This window comes from Pseudomonas meliae, from assembly GCF_001400515.1.
In the GTDB taxonomy this organism is placed as follows: Bacteria; Pseudomonadota; Gammaproteobacteria; order Pseudomonadales; family Pseudomonadaceae; genus Aquipseudomonas; species Aquipseudomonas amygdali.
This window is the reverse complement of record NZ_LJQT01000361.1, coordinates 20,933-37,555: the sequence shown is the minus strand read 5'-3', so window position 1 is coordinate 37,555 and position 16,623 is coordinate 20,933. Positions and strand designations below refer to the sequence as shown.

The following is a 16,623-nucleotide window of genomic DNA, read 5'->3' as shown; positions in this document are numbered from 1 at the left end:
TACTTCAGATCTTCCCTAGCTTTTCATAAACATTCTCGACCGCGGAATTGTTGTTGGACACCACCGCCACTGTTTTTCCCTGCAAAAGGATGTTGGCAATGATGTTCAGGATAGTCTGCGTCTTGCCAGTGCCGGGAGGACCTTCAATCACGCTTATCTGTGAAAGGAACGCTTGCTCCACCGCCTGGAGCTGACTTTCGTTGAGGCCGAAAGGAAAGATGAAATTGCCTGACGACTCCAGCTTTCCATGCTGCCCTTTGCAGTAAGCATGCAGCGCCGTGGCCGGAGACAACGAAAGAGTCCCCATTTGGCGGTCAACATTTTCGACCATTCCCTTTTTATCACCGGCAGCGGCAGCTGCTGACCCTGGCTGTGGCCACTGAGCGAAAATAAGTGAATGCAGGCTCATCAGTGATTGAGGTCGGGGAAAAGAACTCAACACTGTCCATGTTAAAAATGTATTTTTTCGATTTTCCCGGGTATTGAACGAGGGCGTGTTTATCACCGTATATCTCCACCCTATCGACGGGATTGAATTCCGAGCTTCCTTTTCTCAGAAGAAGCATGTCCTTCAATTCCAGGGTAGGCACGACCCTGCAATCACCCAGCGGGCGGGAATAAGTTTTTTGAGAGGGGTAGTGGCACGTCAGGGTGAAATCGCCCTTGCCATCTGGCTTTATATCCCAGCCACTGATCTGCCGGGTTTTGTCCTCGCCACACACATAGATGGAAACCATAAATCCCTTAAACAGGCGTGATGACCGCCTGTACGCATCCGTGCCGTAAGAACCCGAATTCATTGGTTCGGGTAGCCAGTGACATTCTGGCATTGCTAAACGGACCAATGCCAGCGCGGCGTGTGGCGAGGGGCCGTTGATAGGTCACGCTACATGAACAAGGTGCTTGGCGATGCGCAAAGCTGCGAGAATTTACCAACCCCAAAAAGCCAAAAGCCCGCAGTTACGCGGGCTCCAGGGCATTTCTTGCTAGATCGTGCCGGACAATGCCGGACGCCAGATCATTCCCACTCAATAGTAGCCGGCGGCTTGCTCGACACGTCGTAAGTCACCCGCGAAATCCCTTCGATTTCGTTGATGATCCGGCCACTCACCGTCTCCAGCAGCTCATAAGGCAGGTGCGCCCAGCGAGCGGTCATGAAGTCGATGGTTTCGACAGCGCGCAGCGCGACGACCCAGGCGTAGCGACGGCCGTCACCGACGACGCCAACCGATTTAACCGGCTGGAATACCACGAACGCTTGGCTGACCTTGTGATACCAGTCAGCCTTGCGCAGTTCTTCGATGAAGATGTGGTCGGCACGACGCAGTAGGTCGGCGTATTCCTTCTTCACTTCGCCGAGGATGCGCACACCCAGGCCTGGGCCTGGGAATGGGTGGCGGTAGACCATGTCGTACGGCAGGCCGAGTTCGAGGCCCAAGCGGCGGACTTCGTCCTTGAACAGTTCGCGCAGTGGCTCGACCAGCTTGAGGTTCATTTCTTCCGGCAGGCCGCCCACGTTGTGGTGCGACTTGATGACGTGGGCCTTGCCGCTTTTCGCGCCAGCCGACTCGATCACGTCCGGGTAGATGGTGCCTTGCGCCAGGTACTTGATGTTGTCCAGCTTGCAGGACTCGGCATCGAACACGTCGATGAAGGTGCGGCCGATGATCTTGCGCTTCTTCTCTGGATCGCTCTCGCCTTCCAGGTTGTTCAGGAACTGCTCTTCGGCGTTGGCGCGGATCACCTTGACGCCCATGTTCTCGGCGAACATGGCCATCACTTGCTCGCCTTCATGCAGACGCAGCAGGCCGTTGTCGACGAATACGCAGGTCAGTTGATCGCCGATGGCCTTGTGCAGCAACGCGGCAACGACAGACGAGTCAACGCCGCCGGACAGGCCCAGCAGGACGTTGTCGGTGCCTACCTGGGCGCGAACCTGAGCGATAGCGTCTTCAGCAATCTTCGACGGGGTCCACAGTGCTTCACAGCCGCAGATGTCGAGGATGAAGCGCGACAGGATGCGACCGCCCTGCTTGGTGTGGGTCACTTCCGGGTGGAACTGCACGCCGTAGTAACCGCGAGCGTCGTCAGCCATACCGGCAATCGGGCAGCTCGGGGTACTGGCCAGAATGTGGAAGTCTTCCGGCAGTTTGGTGACCTTGTCACCGTGGCTCATCCATACGTCGAGGCCAAACAGGCCGTCGGCGTCGATATGGTCTTCGATACCATCGAGCAGACGACTTTTGCCGACTACGTCAACGCGAGCGTAGCCGAACTCGCGCAGCTCGGAACCGGCAACCTTGCCGCCCAACTGCTCGGCCATGGTCTGCATGCCGTAGCAGATACCGAACACCGGCACACCCAGGTCAAATACCGCTTGCGGGCAGCGTGGGCTGTTGGCTTCGTGTACGGACTCGGGGCCGCCGGCGAGGATCACGCCTTTTGGAGCGAATTCGCGAATCGCTTCGTCGTCCATGTCAAACGGATGCAGCTCGCAGTACACGCCGATTTCACGCACGCGGCGGGCGATCAGCTGGGTGTACTGGGAACCGAAGTCGAGGATCAGGATACGGTGGGCGTGAATGTCGAGGGCCATGACTCATTCTCGTCAAAAAACAGAAACGACACGGGGCTGCGTCAACAGCCCCGGCTATAAAAAGTGTTGGCCTGCATCGCGGCACACACCACGATGCAGTTCGGATCAACCAACGCGATAGTTCGGCGCTTCCTTGGTGATCTGCACGTCATGGACGTGGGACTCAGCCATGCCTGCGCCGGTAATGCGAACGAACTCGGGCTTGGTGCGCATCTGCTCGATGTCGGCACTGCCGGTGTAACCCATGGAGGAACGCAGGCCGCCCATCAACTGATGGATGATGGCCGACAAAGGACCTTTGTAGGCCACACGACCTTCGATACCTTCCGGCACCAGTTTCTCGGCACCTGCGGACGAATCCTGGAAGTAGCGATCGGACGAGCCTTGCGCCTGGGACATCGCACCCAGCGAACCCATCCCGCGATAGGCTTTGTAGGAACGACCCTGGAACAGTTCGATCTCGCCTGGCGCTTCTTCAGTACCGGCGAACATCGAGCCCATCATCACGCAGGAGGCGCCAGCCACGATAGCCTTGGACAGGTCACCGGAGAAGCGGATGCCGCCATCGGCGATCATCGGCACGCCTGTACCTTCAAGGGCTGCGGAAACATTGGCGATGGCGCTGATCTGCGGCACGCCGACACCGGCAACGATGCGCGTGGTGCAGATGGAGCCTGGGCCGATACCGACCTTGACTGCATCAGCACCTGCGGCAACTAGTGCCTTCGCAGCTTCGCCAGTGGCGATGTTGCCGCCGATGACCTGCACCTGAGGGAAGTTTTCCTTGACCCAGCGAACGCGGTCGATCACACCTTTGGAGTGACCGTGAGCGGTGTCGACCACAACAACGTCAACGCCAGCAGCGACCAGCGCAGTGACGCGCTCGCCAGTGTCCTTGCCGGTGCCGACAGCAGCGCCGACGCGCAGGCGAGCCTGATCGTCCTTGCTGGCCAGCGGGTATGCCTTGGCTTTTTCGATGTCCTTGACGGTCATCATGCCCTTGAGCGCGAAATTGGCATCCACGATCAGGACTTTTTCCAGACGGTGCTTGTGCAGCAGCTCACGCACTTCGTTCTTGTCGGCACCTTCACGCACGGTGACCAGACGCTCTTTAGGCGTCATCACTTCGCGGACAGGGACATCAAGACGGTTTTCGAAGCGTACATCGCGGGACGTCACGATGCCGACCAGGTCGCCATTGTGCAGCACCGGTACGCCGGAAATGTTGTGCATGCGGGTAAGTTCGAACAGATCACGAACAGTGGCATCGGCTTCGATCGTGATCGGGTCCTTGACGACACCAGCCTCGAACTTCTTGACCTTGCGCACTTCGGCAGCTTGCTGCTCGATGGTCATGTTCTTGTGGATGATACCGATACCGCCTTCCTGGGCCATGGCAATTGCCAGACGGGCCTCGGTGACTGTATCCATTGCAGCAGAGACCAAAGGTATATTCAGCTCGATGCCACGGGTCAAACGGGTTTTCAGACTGACTTCGTTGGGAAGTACCTCGGAATAACCGGGCACAAGGAGAATGTCGTCGAATGTAAGGGCTTCTTGACTGATACGCAGCATCGCGGGGGCTCCCGGGCGGGAAATTGGAAGCGCGCCATTATACCTACAGACCCCGGTCGGCTCAATGTAAACCTCAGCCTATTATCCAGGCTGTTTATAGACGCACATGAACGAAAGACACCGGACGATCCAGACGTTCGGCGAAGTCATCCAGAAAGGTCTGGGTGAACGACGCATCCAACCAGTTATTGAAGATGAAACCCAGGTTGGAAAACCCGCAGGCGTCCAGAAACAAAAAGCCGTTGATGTCATCTTCATGGCGGCATTCGGGGCAGGTGAAATTATCGGTGTGACCGGGCATCCAGTCTTCCAGGCTGTCGAACAGCGCCTCCCCCACTTCGCGACGACACTCCGGGCAACCGGCCTCTTCGGCAAAGTCGTTCAGCGGGGTATAGATGCAGCGCTTGGTGACGATTTCCAGACCATTGACTGTTTGCCCGAAAGGCAAGGCATCGGGGTGCTTTACTACCCTTCTCGCTCCGGGTGCCACGGCGTAGGCCATCTTGTTATAGGTGCGCCCGCATGTCGTCAGCTCCGGCTCGACTACATCGAGCTTGACCAGCCAGCGCAGAATCAGCCGCGCCCTGGCCTCGTGCCCGGGAAAGGTGGAAATTTGCGGGACGATGATGCTTTGGGTGTTCATAACGGAGCGTCGCTTAAAGCTGTTCGAGGCCGCAGCTTAATAGGCTGATGATTCTGGTCAAGGTGAAATCATGGTCGAAGTGGCGATACGGACCTGTGCGCCAGACCGGCATTGCCATTATGATGCCCGACATGATCAAAGACCCTTTCGCAAGACTCGGCCTAGACCGGGAAGTCCTTACTGTCAGCCAGCTCAACGGCCGTGCGCGGGTGTTGCTGGAGGACGTGTTCAGCAGTATCTGGGTCGAAGGCGAGATATCCAATCTCTCGCGTCCGGCTTCGGGGCACGTGTACTTCACGCTCAAGGACTCTGGCGCGCAGGTGCGTTGCGCGCTGTTCCGGCAGAGCGCGGCGCGTGTGCGTCAGGCGCTCAAGGACGGCTTGCAGGTCAAGGTGCGCGGCAAGGTCTCGCTGTTTGAAGGCCGCGGCGACTATCAGTTGATTCTCGACACGGTGGAACCTGCCGGTGATGGTGCGTTGCGCTTGGCATTCGATGCGCTGAAAGCCAAGCTCAGCGACGAAGGCCTGTTCAGCGCCGAGCGCAAGGTTGCCTTGCCGTTGCATCCGCAACGTATCGGCATCATCAGCTCACCGACCGGCGCGGTAATCCGCGACATCATTAGTGTGTTCCGCCGCCGCGCACCGAGGGTCGAACTGACATTGATCCCCACCGCCGTTCAGGGTCGTGAGGCGATCAACCAGATTGTCCGCGCACTGAAACTGGCCGACAGCAGAGGCTTCGATGCACTGATACTCGCCCGTGGTGGTGGATCGCTGGAGGACCTGTGGTGCTTCAACGAAGAAGCCGTCGCCCGCGCCATCGACGCGTGCGTGACGCCGATTGTCAGCGCCGTTGGCCATGAAACCGATGTTTCCATCAGCGATTTCGTGGCCGATGTGCGCGCACCGACGCCCTCCGCTGCCGCCGAACTGCTCGCCCCGGACTCCAGTGACCTGCATCGACGCGTCGACAGCCTGCACCGCCGACTGGTGAGCCGTATGCAGGATCGACTGATGCGCGAGCGCTTGCGTCTTGAGGGCATTTCGCGGCGTCTGCGTCATCCTGGCGAGCGCTTGCGTCAGCAGTCGCAACGGCTGGACGACCTGGACATGCGCCTGCGCCGCGCCTTCGAACAGAACATGCATCAACGCCAGGTGCGTCTGGCGCACATGCAGAGCCGCCTTGCTGCCCAGCACCCGGGCCGGACCCTGGCCTTTTTGCGCCAGCGTCTGGATGCCCTGGCCGAGCGTCTGCCGCGAGCCATTCGTGAACAGATCAAGGCGCGCAAGCTGCAACTGCAAAGTCAGGTGCAGACCCTCAACGTGGTCAGCCCGCTCGCCACACTGGGACGCGGTTACAGCATCCTGCTCGACGAGCGCGGCCACGCGATCCGCAGCGCGGCACAGACGCAAACGGGCCAACGGCTTACCGCCAGGCTCGGCGAAGGCGAACTGCAAGTGCGCGTTGAAGACAATCACCTCACACCCGTGACCCTCTCCCTTCTGGACTGACTGCCTGATGCTACGTTTTATTGCCCCGCTGTTCGCCCTGCTGCTCTGTCTTCCCGCTCACGCTGACAGCTTTATTACCCGCGCACTCGACAAACCGGTGCCAGGCGGCGTGGCGGTTGTCGATCTGGGCACTGGCGCTCAGGCTCCGACCGCCACCTTTCAAGGCAAACCGGTGCTGGTGGTCGAGGAACAGGGCACGCGATGGCTGGCCATCGTCGGCATCCCGTTGACGGTCAAACCCGGCACTCAACAAGTGACCTCGGGCGGGCGCACGCTGAACTTCACTGTCGGCAGCAAGAAATACCCGGAACAGCACATCACGCTCAAGAACAAACGTCAGGTGAGCCCAAACCCTGAAGACAACAAGCGTATCGAGGGCGAACTGGCTGAACAGCTACGCGCCTACCGCAGCTTCAGCCACGGAACGCCGAGCAACCTGATTCTGGACAAGCCAGTCAACGGACCGCTATCGAGCAGGTTCGGCGTACGTAGATTCTTCAACGGCGAGGAGCGCAACCCGCACTCAGGACTGGATTTCGCTGTACCGGCAGGCACGCCGATCAAATCTCCGGCTGCGGGCAAGGTCATCCTGACCGGTAATTACTTTTTCAATGGCAACACTGTATTCGTTGACCACGGCCAAGGCTTCATCAGCATGTTTTGCCACATGTCGAAAATCGATGTGAAAGTCGGTGATCTGGTCCCTCGTGGCGGCGTGGTCGGCAAGGTCGGTGCTACCGGTCGCGCAACCGGCCCGCACATGCACTGGAACGTCAGCCTCAACGATGCGCGCGTGGACCCGGCAATCTTCATCGGCGCGTTTCAGCCGTAACACTTTTCGTCAGCAAGCGCTAAGGCGCTTGCCAACGACAGTCGTTCTTTGCGCACATCGCTTTCGACCAACAATAACCAGCAAATAAACGCTCATAACCCGCTATAAAAAATTGATAACGGCGTATTTTAGAGAATTTATCCTAATCTTTTTCAAGTGCTTGCCATCATTCATTCCAATGGTTACGGTTGGGCTCATGAAAACCTCTCAAACCCTTATTCTGTTGCGCCAACATCGGTGCCTCAGCCTGGTCAGCGCCCGACTGCCAGGCTAGATTGCTGTGCCTCGCCCCTGTGTTCGCAACCCCTGTGCTTTTTAGAACGGAAGGCCGACCTTAACCCGGCCCCGTGAATACAAAAGGATTTCCTGATGACCATGCTCAAAGACCCATCGAAGAAGTACCGCGCATTCCCGACCATCGATCTGCCTGACCGCACCTGGCCTTCGAAGACCATCGATGCAGCGCCGATCTGGTGCAGCTCCGACCTGCGCGACGGCAACCAGTCGTTGATCGAACCAATGGACGCGGCCAAGAAACTGCGCTTCTGGAAAACCCTGGTCAGCGTTGGCGTCAAGGAAATCGAGGCATCCTTTCCATCGGCTTCGCAGACTGACTTCGATTTCGTGCGTACCCTGATCGAAGACGGCCATATCCCGGATGACACCACCATTCAGGTGCTGACCCAGGCTCGCGAAGACCTGATCGCTCGCACGTTCGAATCGCTGCGTGGCGCGAAGAAAGCCATCGTCCACCTGTATAACGCGACCAGCCCGTCGTTCCGCCGCATTGTCTTCAATCAGGACAAGGCTGGCGTGAAAGAAATCGCGGTCAATGCGGCCAAGCTGTTCGTCAAATACGCTGCACAACAGCCTGAAACCCAGTGGACTTTCGAGTACTCGCCGGAAACCTTCAGCGCGACCGAGCTGGAATTTGCCAAGGAAGTCTGCGATGCCGTGATCGAGGTGTGGAACCCGACGCCCGAGAACAAGGTGATCCTCAACCTCCCGGCTACCGTGGAAGTGGCGACACCCAACATTTACGCTGACCAGATCGAATGGTTCGGCCGCAACATCACCCGCCGCGACAGCGTGCTGATCAGCCTGCACACCCATAACGACCGTGGTACAGGCGTCGCTGCTACCGAGCTGGGCCTGATGGCCGGTGCGGATCGCGTCGAAGGCTGCCTGTTCGGTAACGGCGAGCGGACCGGCAACGTCGATCTGGTCACCGTTGCATTGAACCTCTACACCCAGGGCATCGACCCGGAGCTGGACTTCTCGGATATCGACGGTGTGCGTAAGGTCGTCGAAGAGTGCAACCAGATTCCGGTTCATCCACGTCACCCGTACGTTGGCGACCTGGTACACACCGCGTTCTCCGGTTCGCACCAGGACGCCATCCGCAAGGGCTTCACCCAGCAGAAGGACGGCGAGCTGTGGGAAGTGCCTTACCTGCCGATTGACCCCGCCGACATTGGCCGTAGCTACGAGGCGGTGATTCGCGTCAACAGCCAGTCAGGCAAAGGTGGCATCACTTACCTGCTGGAGCAGGAATATGGCATTTCCCTGCCGCGCCGTATGCAGATCGAGTTCAGCCAGGTAGTTCAGGGTGAAACCGATCGTCTGGGCCTGGAGATGTCCGCTCAGCAGATTCATTCGCTGTTGCGCCGTGAATACCTGCAAGCCAACACACCTTACGCGCTGATCAGCCACAAGTTGCAGGAGGAGAACGGCAACAGTGCGGTCGATGCCGAAGTGCATGTGGACGGTGAAACCCAGCATTGGCGCGGCAAGGGCAAAGGCGCTCTGGAAGCGCTGGTCGCCGGTCTGCCAGTTGCCGTGGAGATCATGGACTACAACGAGCACGCCATTGGCTCGGGCACCACGGCCAAGGCCGCTGCCTACATCGAACTGCGCGTGAATGGCGAGCGTGCCGTGCATGGCGTGGGTATTGATGAAAACATTACCACCGCCAGCTTCCGGGCACTGTTCAGCGCACTGAACCGCTCGTTGAGCCAGACACAAGCCAAGGCCGCCTGAGTCTACAGGCAGGATGGCGGACGCCAGTTCGCCATCCTGCCCCAAACCGACCGCGCGACTCCCCTCCTCGCCAGCCTCTTGCATTCCACGCATGACCCTGCCTGTTTCGGCATAATCTTTTTCATTTATGCTGTGGTAGCATGCTGCCTTTATTCCAGGACGGGCCAACATCCAACAGCAATTCATATGCTGACGATGCCCATCCGGACTTACCTGCCAGCTACATCTTTCCTATAAAACCAAGACGACTATTGCATTGATTTCCGGACGAAAAGAATGCTCGGGCAGACCCACCGTGCATTGAAATTACTATCGGCCTCGGTACGCTGAGCTGATCCAATCACATTTGGAGCGATTATGCCAAAGGCTTCCCATCAAGATTTGCGCCGCAGTTTCCGTGCGCTTACCTCGTCGAACTCGTGCTTTCACACCGCCTCGGTATTCGACCCCATGTCAGCGCGAATCGCAGCGGATCTGGGCTTTGAAGTAGGCATCCTCGGCGGTTCTGTCGCATCGCTGCAAGTACTGGCAGCACCTGACTTCGCACTGATCACCCTGAGCGAGTTCGTTGAACAGGCCACGCGCATCGGCCGCGTTGCGCAACTGCCGGTTATCGCGGACGCAGACCATGGTTATGGCAATGCCCTTAACGTCATGCGTACCGTTGTTGAACTGGAACGCGCCGGCATCTCGGCGTTGACGATTGAAGATACCCTGCTGCCTGCGCAGTTCGGACGCAAATCCACTGACCTGATTTCCACGGCTGAAGGTGTTGGCAAGATCCGCGCAGCACTGGAGGCACGTGTCGACCCGGAGATGTCGATTTTCGCTCGAACCAACGCGGCGATCATCCCGGTTCAGGAAGCCATCAGTCGGGTTCAGCAGTATCAGGCTGCCGGGGCTGACGGCATTACCATCGTCGGCATTCGTGACTTTGATCACCTGGCACAGATATCCGAAGGCGTGACCGTACCGCTGATGCTGGTGACCTACGGCAACCCTGAGCTGCACGACAATGCGCGTCTTGCCGAGATGGGCGTGCGAGTCTGCGTGCATGGCCACGCTGCGTACTTTGCCGCAATCAAAGCCACCTACGACTGCTTGCGCGAGCAACGCCAGATTCTGGGCAGCGAGTCGAACATGAGCGCTACCGAATTGACCCACACCTATACGCAGCCTGAAGACTACGTAGAGTGGGCACGCAAGTTCATGAATGTGAACGAGTAAGGGCTCTGGGTGCTGTGACGCTTTGCGTCACAGATCTGCGCCAAGCCGCACACTCAAGATCCGACGCAGAGCGTCGCACGATAGTCAGGTTATCGTTCCGCACGCTCCAGCGTGGGAACGCCGTTCTGGANNTGCGTCACAGATCTGCGCGCACCACATAGCCGGGAGCAGACCCGTAACGTAAGCACCGCATGCCGACGCGGCGCGTCGGCACGACCATCATCCGTGCCAGGACATCAGGCAGTGGTATTCACGCCACCTTCAGTCTCCAGCTGCAACAACGATGCCTGCAAGGTCTGCAGGTTAGCGCTGGTGGACGCAATCTGACCCTGAATCGCCATGGCTTTCTGGGCCTTTTCTTCCGCAGTGCCATTACCGCTTTGAGCGGCAGCCAATTGCGCCTGCTGTTGAGCCAGTTGCTTCTGGGCGTCCTTGATCTGCTGCTTTATCTGTTCGATCGTCTGATTAAGAGCCGATTTGCTGGAGCCGCCAACGCTGCCCCCACCACCGGCCGCTCCGGCCTTACCGCCTTCGGTCGAGGCCTGATCAGAGGTCTTCTCTGTTTCAGTCGTGGTAGTTGCAGACTTGATTGCCTCTGCGTCGGTAGATTTAACCGCTAGGGTCAACGGGCTTGAATAGCTGTTCAATGTGGACGTATTGATGGTAATCATGGCGGTCTCCAGGTTGCCTGCACACGCTATCGGCCGACTCGTAACATTCTGAAGTAATTTTTATTGAATATTAAAAGAGTCAGCGTCCAGACCGGCTGGAAAGCGTGTGCGATAGGCTTGTAAGTCTGCCGCGCTTAACGTCGCCCTGAACACTCCATCCGCTTCGCCTGCGCCCAACAGGCTCTCGCCTTGAAAATCCAGAACCTGACTGTCACCGGTGTACGCAAAGCCCTTCCCGTCCGCCCCTACCCGATTGACCGCGGCAACGTAGCACAGGTTTTCGATGGCCCTGGCGGGCAGCAGGCGGTTCCAGTGCAGACGTCGCGCGCCTGGCCAGTTGGCGGTGTACAGCAACAGGTCGGTACTTTCGGCGTCACGGCTCCAGACCGGAAAGCGCAGGTCGTAGCAGATCAGCGCGCGAATACGCCACCCATTGAGCTCAAACATCAGCTGACGCTCGCCCGGCGTGTAGTGTTCGTGTTCACCCGCCATACGAAACAAGTGACGCTTGTCATAATGCAGCAACTCACCATCCGGTCGCGCCCACAGCAGACGGTTGCGATAACTGCCATCGGCAGCGCGAATGATGACGCTGCCGGTCACCACCGCATTGATCCGTTTAGCCTGCGCCAACAGCCAGGTCGATGTAGGACCTGCCTCAGGCTCAGCCAGCGCCTCGGACTCCATCGAGAACCCGGTGGTGAACATTTCAGGCAGGATCACCAGATCAGCGCCATGCGCCTGGCCCAGCAAGTGCTCGAAATGCTCCAGGTTGGCCTCCCGATCATGCCATGCCAGAGTCGTCTGAATCAGCGCAAGGTTCAGGTTTGGCAGTTCGCTTATATCGCGCATAGTTTCTCCGCCGCCTGACGCAACGTGTCCTCTTGCTTGGCGAAGCACAGGCGAATCAGACGCTGGCCTGCTGGAGGGCTCTGGTAGAACACAGAAATCGGAATGCTCGCCACACCGTGTTCACGGGTCATCCACAGCGCCATGTCCACGTCATTCAGGTCAGGCCGTATCTGCGAATAATCGACCAACTGGAAATAAGTACCGCCAACAGGCCGGAAGCTGAAACGCGATTCAGTCAGATGACCACAGAAAAAGTCGCGCTTGGCCTGATAGAAGCCTGGCAGCTCATCGACATGCTCAGGGTGCTCGGCCATGAAATCGGCCAGCGCATACTGCAATGGCGTGACACCACAGAAACTGACGTACTGATGCACCTTGCGCAGTTCGGAAGTCAGCGCGGGCGGTGCGACCACGTAACCGGTTTTCCAGCCTGTGACGTGATATGTCTTGCCGAACGAGCTGACGACGAAGGCGCGCTGATACAGTGCCTCGTGATCAAGCACGCTGACATGGCGCGCGCCATCGAAGACGAGGTGTTCATAAACTTCATCGCTGAGCAGGTAGATATCACGATCGGCGATCGGCGATCGGCGATCAGCGCAGCCAGTCGATCAAGCTCTGCACGACTGATCAGGGCACCGCTCGGGTTGTGCGGGCTATTGATGACAATCATGCGTGTACGCGGGCTTAACGCATCGCTGAGCTTTTGCCAGTCGATGGAGAAGTCATCCAGCCCCAGTTGCACATGGACGCAGCGCCCACCGGCCAGCTCGACAGCGGGCTCGTAGCTGTCATAGCAAGGGTCAAAAATGATCACTTCGTCGCCAGCGCGAATAACGCTATGGATCGCGCAGAAAATCGCCTGCGTGGCACCCGGTGTGATGGTGATCTCGCTGTCCGGATTGACCGTACGGCCATAGCTGCGGGCGATCTTTGCCGCGACCTGCTGACGAAGCGCAGGCAGCCCGGTCATCGGTGAGTATTGGTTATGGCCTTGAGTGACATGCCGACAGACCGCATCACGCAGCGCCTGCGGCCCGTCAAAATCAGGAAACCCCTGGGACAGGTTGATAGCTCCGGTTTCGGCGGCCAGCTGTGACATGACGGTAAAGATAGTGGTGCCCACGTTGGGCAACTTGCTGTCGATCATGGAACCCTTTCCCTGCAATCTCCCGGCACCGGGCGGCACGGGTCAGGCAGGATAGCCCATTAAACGGACACAAAAAAAGGCGCCGAAGCGCCTTTTTCCCAATGCTGACTCAGCGCTTGTCGCGGCGCTTCTTGTCGGCCTTCTTGTGGTGCGACATCATTCGACGCTTCTTGTTGACCTGACGGTCAGTCAGCGTGTTCTTATTGCCTTCATACGGGTTCTCGCCGCCCTTGAACTCGATGCGGATCGGCGTACCGACCAGCTTGAGCACGCGGCGATAGGTGTTTTCCAGATACCGGACATAGGACTTCGGTACTTTTTCGACCTGGTTGCCGTGGATTACGATCAGCGGCGGGTTGGCGCCGCCCAGGTGAGCGTAACGCAATTTGATACGGCGGCTGCCGACCATGGGTGGCGCATGCTCGCTGACCGCATCTTCGAGAATCTGGGTCAGGCGGCTGGTTGGCCAGCGGGTTACCGCAGACTTGAACGAGTTCTGTACCGACTGATACAGGTTGCCCACGCCCGTGCCGTGCAGTGCGGAGATGAAGTGGATGTCGGCGAAGTCGACGAAGAACAACCGGCGCTCCAGCTCGATCTTCACGAAATCGCGTTCGCCCGGCGTCATGCCGTCCCACTTGTTCAGCGCGATGACCAGCGCACGACCCGCTTCAAGGGCGAAGCCCAGCAGGTTCAGGTCGTGGTCGACCACACCTTCGCGGGCGTCCATCACAAAGATCACCACGTTGGCGTCCTTGATGGCCTGCAGCGTCTTGACCACCGAGAACTTTTCAACTTCCTCGTGGATCTTGCCGCGCTTGCGCACACCGGCAGTGTCGATCAGCGTGTACTTCTCTTCATTACGCTCGAAGGGAATGTAGATACTGTCGCGCGTGGTGCCTGGCTCGTCATAGACGATAACCCGGTCTTCACCCAGCATTCGGTTGACCAGCGTCGATTTGCCGACGTTGGGACGCCCGATGATTGCGATCTTGATGCCGTCTTTTTCGCTCGGACCAGGAATGCGCTTGGCTTCCTGACCTTCGGCAACTTCCTCGACCTCCTCGCCCTCTTCCAGCTCGTCTTCGTCCTTGGGAAACTCCCGCAGGGCGATTTCGAGCATCTGCGAGATGCCACGACCGTGAGCACCGGCCACCGGAATGGCGTCGCCCAGACCCATTGGGCTGAACTCGGCACGTGCCAGGTTTTCGTCGATGTTGTCGATCTTGTTGGCAACCACGTAGGAACGCTTGTTGCGCTTGCGCAGGTGCTCACCAATCATCTGATCAGCAGCGGTATAGCCCGCACGGGCGTCCACCAGAAACAGCACCACATCGGCTTCTTCAATGGCCAGCAGCGACTGCTCGGCCATCTTTTCGTCCATGCCATGCTCGTCACCGGAAATACCGCCGGTGTCGATCAGAATATAGGAGCGCCCTTGCCACTTCGCCTCTCCGTATTGGCGATCACGGGTAAGACCGGACAGATCACCGACAATGGCGTCGCGAGTCCTGGTCAGGCGGTTGAACATGGTGGACTTGCCGACGTTCGGTCGACCCACCAGGGCGATTACGGGAACCATGCGGCTCTCCACTTCGTTATTTCAGAAAATACAAAAGCCGCTGCAGGGCAGCGACCGGAGTTCGGGGCGATGCCACAAAGGCACCGCAGCCTTGCCGAAGCAAAGGCACCCGGGGCCATCGGCCCCGGGCATGGACACTTATTGCTTGATGGTCAGGGCTTCCAGTTTGCCGCTGTTGCCATACACGTAAATCATGTCCCCAACCACCAGCGGACGAGCACGCAGGCCGTCGCTGTCGATACGTTCGCGACCGACAAAACGACCGTCCACCTGGCTCAACAGGTGCAGGTAGCCTTCCATGTCACCGACCGCTACATAGCTGGAATACACTTCCGGCGCGCCGAGCTGGCGGCGAGCCAGTGATTCGTTGCTCCACAGTGCAGAGGACGAACGCTCGTCGATACCCTCGACAGTGCCGGAGGCCAGGGTTGCGTAAACGCTGCCAAAGCCCTGGGCAACGCCCGAGTAGCTAGAGGCATCACGCTGCCAGAGCACACGACCGCTTTCCAGGTCCAGACCGGCGACGCGACCCTGATAGGTAGCAACGTACAGCGTACCGCCGGACAGCAACAGGCCGCCGTCGATATCCACGACACGATCCAGTTCCGAGCGACCTTGCGGGATGGCAACACGCTGCTCCCAGACAGGCACGCCGTTGGTAATGTCCAGCGCGACGACCTTACCGGTCGACAGACCCGCCACGGCGAGACGATTGGTTGCAAGTGGAGCGCCGGTACCACGCAGGGTCAGCACCGCTGGAGTGCTTTCGTAAATCCAGAGCTGGGAACCTGTGGAGGCATCGAAGCCGACAATACGGTCATCCTGAGTCTGAACCACTACCACAGAACCGTTGGTGGCAGGCGGGGCCAGCACTTCGCTGGTCACGCGGGCACGCCACTTTTCCTCACCGGAGGTGGCGTCCATGGCAATGACTTCACCCTTGAGGGTGCCGATCATTACCAGGCCATAGCCCACGCCAACTGCACCGGAAACCGGCAGATCGAGATCTTTCTTCCAGATCACATCACCGGTCAGACGATCCAGCGATACAACTTCGCCAGTGACGTCAGCCGCATAGATGCGGTCGCCATCAATGGCCGGCACGAGCATGTTGTAAGTCTTGCCCTGACCGTCGCCAATGGAGCGGCTCCACTGCTTGTGCAGAACCACTTCTTCTTTGAAGTCGGTCAGCTCGGCCGGAGGCAATTCCTTTTTGCTGTTGCTGCTGCAACCCGCGGCCAGAATGGCCAGAGCCAGCAATGCTGCATGTTTCCAACGAATCACGTCACGCATCCCCTTTCGCCAGATCGTCGAGCTTCATTTGCAGGCCACCCACTGCTGCGTCTTCGGACAGAGCGGATTTGGCCTTTTGGTATGCAGCATATGCCTCGTCGGTACGACCCAGCTGTACCAGCAGGTCACCCTTGAGTTCTTCACGACTGGCGAGGAAGGCCTTGTCGGCATCGCCGTCGAGCAGCTTCAGCGCGTCATCGGTCTTGTTCTGCGCAGCCAGCACGCGAGCCAGACGCTGACGGGCAATCTCGCCCAGCGTGTCATTGGCAGGCTTGTCGGCCACGGTTTTCAGCTCGGCTGCAGCATCGTCCAGCTTACCGGCATCGACCGCCACCTTGGCGACGAACAGGCTACCGAACTGTGCATAGGTAGTGCCACCGAATTCGCTTTTCAGTTTGCCGGATATCTCGGCGACACGTGCGGTGTCTGCCTGGCCACTGGGCGTCAGTGCGGTTTCCAGCAATTGCTGATAAAGCATCGAGGCGCCTTGCGACTGGCTGGCCTGATACCTGTGCCAGAACTGCCAACCCAAGACCACGACCAACGCAAGCAGACCACCGGTCAACAGGGGTTTGCCGTTACGCTGCCACCAGTCCTTCATTACCGCCAGCTCTTCATCTTCGGTACCCGACACCCCAATACTCCTATTCG

Annotated in this window: 12 protein-coding genes and 2 pseudogenes; 4 read left to right on the top strand and 10 right to left on the bottom strand. The window is 58.6% G+C overall.

All coding sequences use genetic code 11. The features are described from left to right. Positions 1-10 precede the first annotated feature (10 nt). The 4 genes and pseudogenes from ALO64_RS26405 to ALO64_RS17340 form a co-directional block, all read right to left on the bottom strand. Positions 11-737, bottom strand: a pseudogene (locus ALO64_RS26405) (AAA domain-containing protein); the annotation flags it as partial. Positions 738-1,018: 281 nt separating this feature from the next. Next, a complete protein-coding gene (gene guaA / locus ALO64_RS17350; RefSeq protein ID WP_004656303.1) occupies positions 1,019-2,596 on the bottom strand; it encodes a glutamine-hydrolyzing GMP synthase in 1,578 nt (525 codons plus the stop codon). 105 nt (positions 2,597-2,701) lie between these two features. Next, positions 2,702-4,171: an IMP dehydrogenase gene (gene guaB / locus ALO64_RS17345; RefSeq protein WP_004666065.1), complete on the bottom strand. Its 1,470-nt coding sequence runs from the start codon at positions 4,169-4,171 to the stop codon at positions 2,702-2,704. A 94-nt stretch (positions 4,172-4,265) separates the two neighbouring features. Next, the gene (locus ALO64_RS17340) at positions 4,266-4,814 is read right to left on the bottom strand and encodes a hypothetical protein (RefSeq protein WP_004666066.1); all 549 of its coding nucleotides are present in this window, start codon (positions 4,812-4,814) and stop codon (positions 4,266-4,268) included. Between the two features lie 131 nt (positions 4,815-4,945). Here ALO64_RS17340 and xseA point away from each other — a divergent pair, with 131 nt between their 5' ends. The 4 genes from xseA to ALO64_RS17320 all read left to right on the top strand — a co-directional run bounded on the left by xseA (position 4,946) and on the right by ALO64_RS17320 (position 10,424). Continuing rightward, positions 4,946-6,325, top strand: coding sequence for an exodeoxyribonuclease VII large subunit (gene xseA / locus ALO64_RS17335; RefSeq protein ID WP_161794687.1), 1,380 nt, complete (start codon positions 4,946-4,948; stop codon positions 6,323-6,325). 7 nt (positions 6,326-6,332) lie between these two features. Beyond that, positions 6,333-7,157, top strand: a complete 825-nt coding sequence (locus ALO64_RS17330; protein WP_044344155.1) for a M23 family metallopeptidase — start codon at positions 6,333-6,335, stop codon at positions 7,155-7,157. A 369-nt stretch (positions 7,158-7,526) separates the two neighbouring features. Continuing rightward, entirely contained in the window at positions 7,527-9,197 is a 1,671-nt protein-coding gene (leuA, locus tag ALO64_RS17325) for a 2-isopropylmalate synthase (RefSeq protein WP_004667426.1), read from the top strand. 357 nt (positions 9,198-9,554) lie between these two features. After that, positions 9,555-10,424, top strand: coding sequence for an isocitrate lyase/PEP mutase family protein (locus ALO64_RS17320; RefSeq protein WP_002552494.1), 870 nt, complete (start codon positions 9,555-9,557; stop codon positions 10,422-10,424). A gap of 236 nt (positions 10,425-10,660) precedes the next feature. Here the strand turns inward: ALO64_RS17320 and ALO64_RS17315 are convergent, their stop codons facing one another. The 6 genes and pseudogenes from ALO64_RS17315 to ALO64_RS17290 all read right to left on the bottom strand — a co-directional run bounded on the left by ALO64_RS17315 (position 10,661) and on the right by ALO64_RS17290 (position 16,606). After that, positions 10,661-11,095 (bottom strand): hypothetical protein, encoded by a 435-nt coding sequence (locus tag ALO64_RS17315; RefSeq protein WP_002552493.1) that lies wholly within the window; start codon positions 11,093-11,095, stop codon positions 10,661-10,663. A gap of 60 nt (positions 11,096-11,155) precedes the next feature. Continuing rightward, positions 11,156-11,947: an amidohydrolase gene (locus ALO64_RS17310; protein ID WP_044344154.1), complete on the bottom strand. Its 792-nt coding sequence runs from the start codon at positions 11,945-11,947 to the stop codon at positions 11,156-11,158. Further along, a pseudogene (locus ALO64_RS17305) lies at positions 11,935-13,097 on the bottom strand (pyridoxal phosphate-dependent aminotransferase). Before ALO64_RS17305 ends, ALO64_RS17310 begins: the two are co-directional and overlap by 13 nt. A 109-nt stretch (positions 13,098-13,206) precedes the next feature. Continuing rightward, positions 13,207-14,679: a ribosome biogenesis GTPase Der gene (gene der, locus ALO64_RS17300; RefSeq protein WP_002552490.1), complete on the bottom strand. Its 1,473-nt coding sequence runs from the start codon at positions 14,677-14,679 to the stop codon at positions 13,207-13,209. Positions 14,680-14,817: 138 nt separating this feature from the next. Beyond that, positions 14,818-15,972 carry an outer membrane protein assembly factor BamB gene (bamB, locus tag ALO64_RS17295; protein WP_004666072.1) on the bottom strand — a complete coding sequence of 385 codons (1,155 nt, stop codon included), beginning with the start codon at positions 15,970-15,972 and terminating at the stop codon, positions 14,818-14,820. After that, the gene (locus tag ALO64_RS17290; RefSeq protein ID WP_002552488.1) at positions 15,965-16,606 is read right to left on the bottom strand and encodes a YfgM family protein; all 642 of its coding nucleotides are present in this window, start codon (positions 16,604-16,606) and stop codon (positions 15,965-15,967) included. The genes bamB and ALO64_RS17290 overlap by 8 nt, the downstream gene beginning before the upstream one ends. Positions 16,607-16,623: the final 17 nt, after the last annotated feature.

Coding starts and splice junctions, on each gene's coding strand:
- ALO64_RS17340 (WP_004666066.1), bottom strand. CDS start 4,814: ATGAACACCCAAAGCATCATCGTCCCGCAAATTTCCACCTTTCCCGGG.
- guaB (WP_004666065.1), bottom strand. CDS start 4,171: ATGCTGCGTATCAGTCAAGAAGCCCTTACATTCGACGACATTCTCCTT.
- ALO64_RS17330 (WP_044344155.1), top strand. CDS start 6,333: ATGCTACGTTTTATTGCCCCGCTGTTCGCCCTGCTGCTCTGTCTTCCC.
- der (WP_002552490.1), bottom strand. CDS start 14,679: ATGGTTCCCGTAATCGCCCTGGTGGGTCGACCGAACGTCGGCAAGTCC.
- ALO64_RS17315 (WP_002552493.1), bottom strand. CDS start 11,095: ATGATTACCATCAATACGTCCACATTGAACAGCTATTCAAGCCCGTTG.
- guaA (WP_004656303.1), bottom strand. CDS start 2,596: ATGGCCCTCGACATTCACGCCCACCGTATCCTGATCCTCGACTTCGGT.
- ALO64_RS17310 (WP_044344154.1), bottom strand. CDS start 11,947: ATGCGCGATATAAGCGAACTGCCAAACCTGAACCTTGCGCTGATTCAG.
- bamB (WP_004666072.1), bottom strand. CDS start 15,972: ATGCGTGACGTGATTCGTTGGAAACATGCAGCATTGCTGGCTCTGGCC.
- ALO64_RS17320 (WP_002552494.1), top strand. CDS start 9,555: ATGCCAAAGGCTTCCCATCAAGATTTGCGCCGCAGTTTCCGTGCGCTT.
- xseA (WP_161794687.1), top strand. CDS start 4,946: ATGATCAAAGACCCTTTCGCAAGACTCGGCCTAGACCGGGAAGTCCTT.
- leuA (WP_004667426.1), top strand. CDS start 7,527: ATGACCATGCTCAAAGACCCATCGAAGAAGTACCGCGCATTCCCGACC.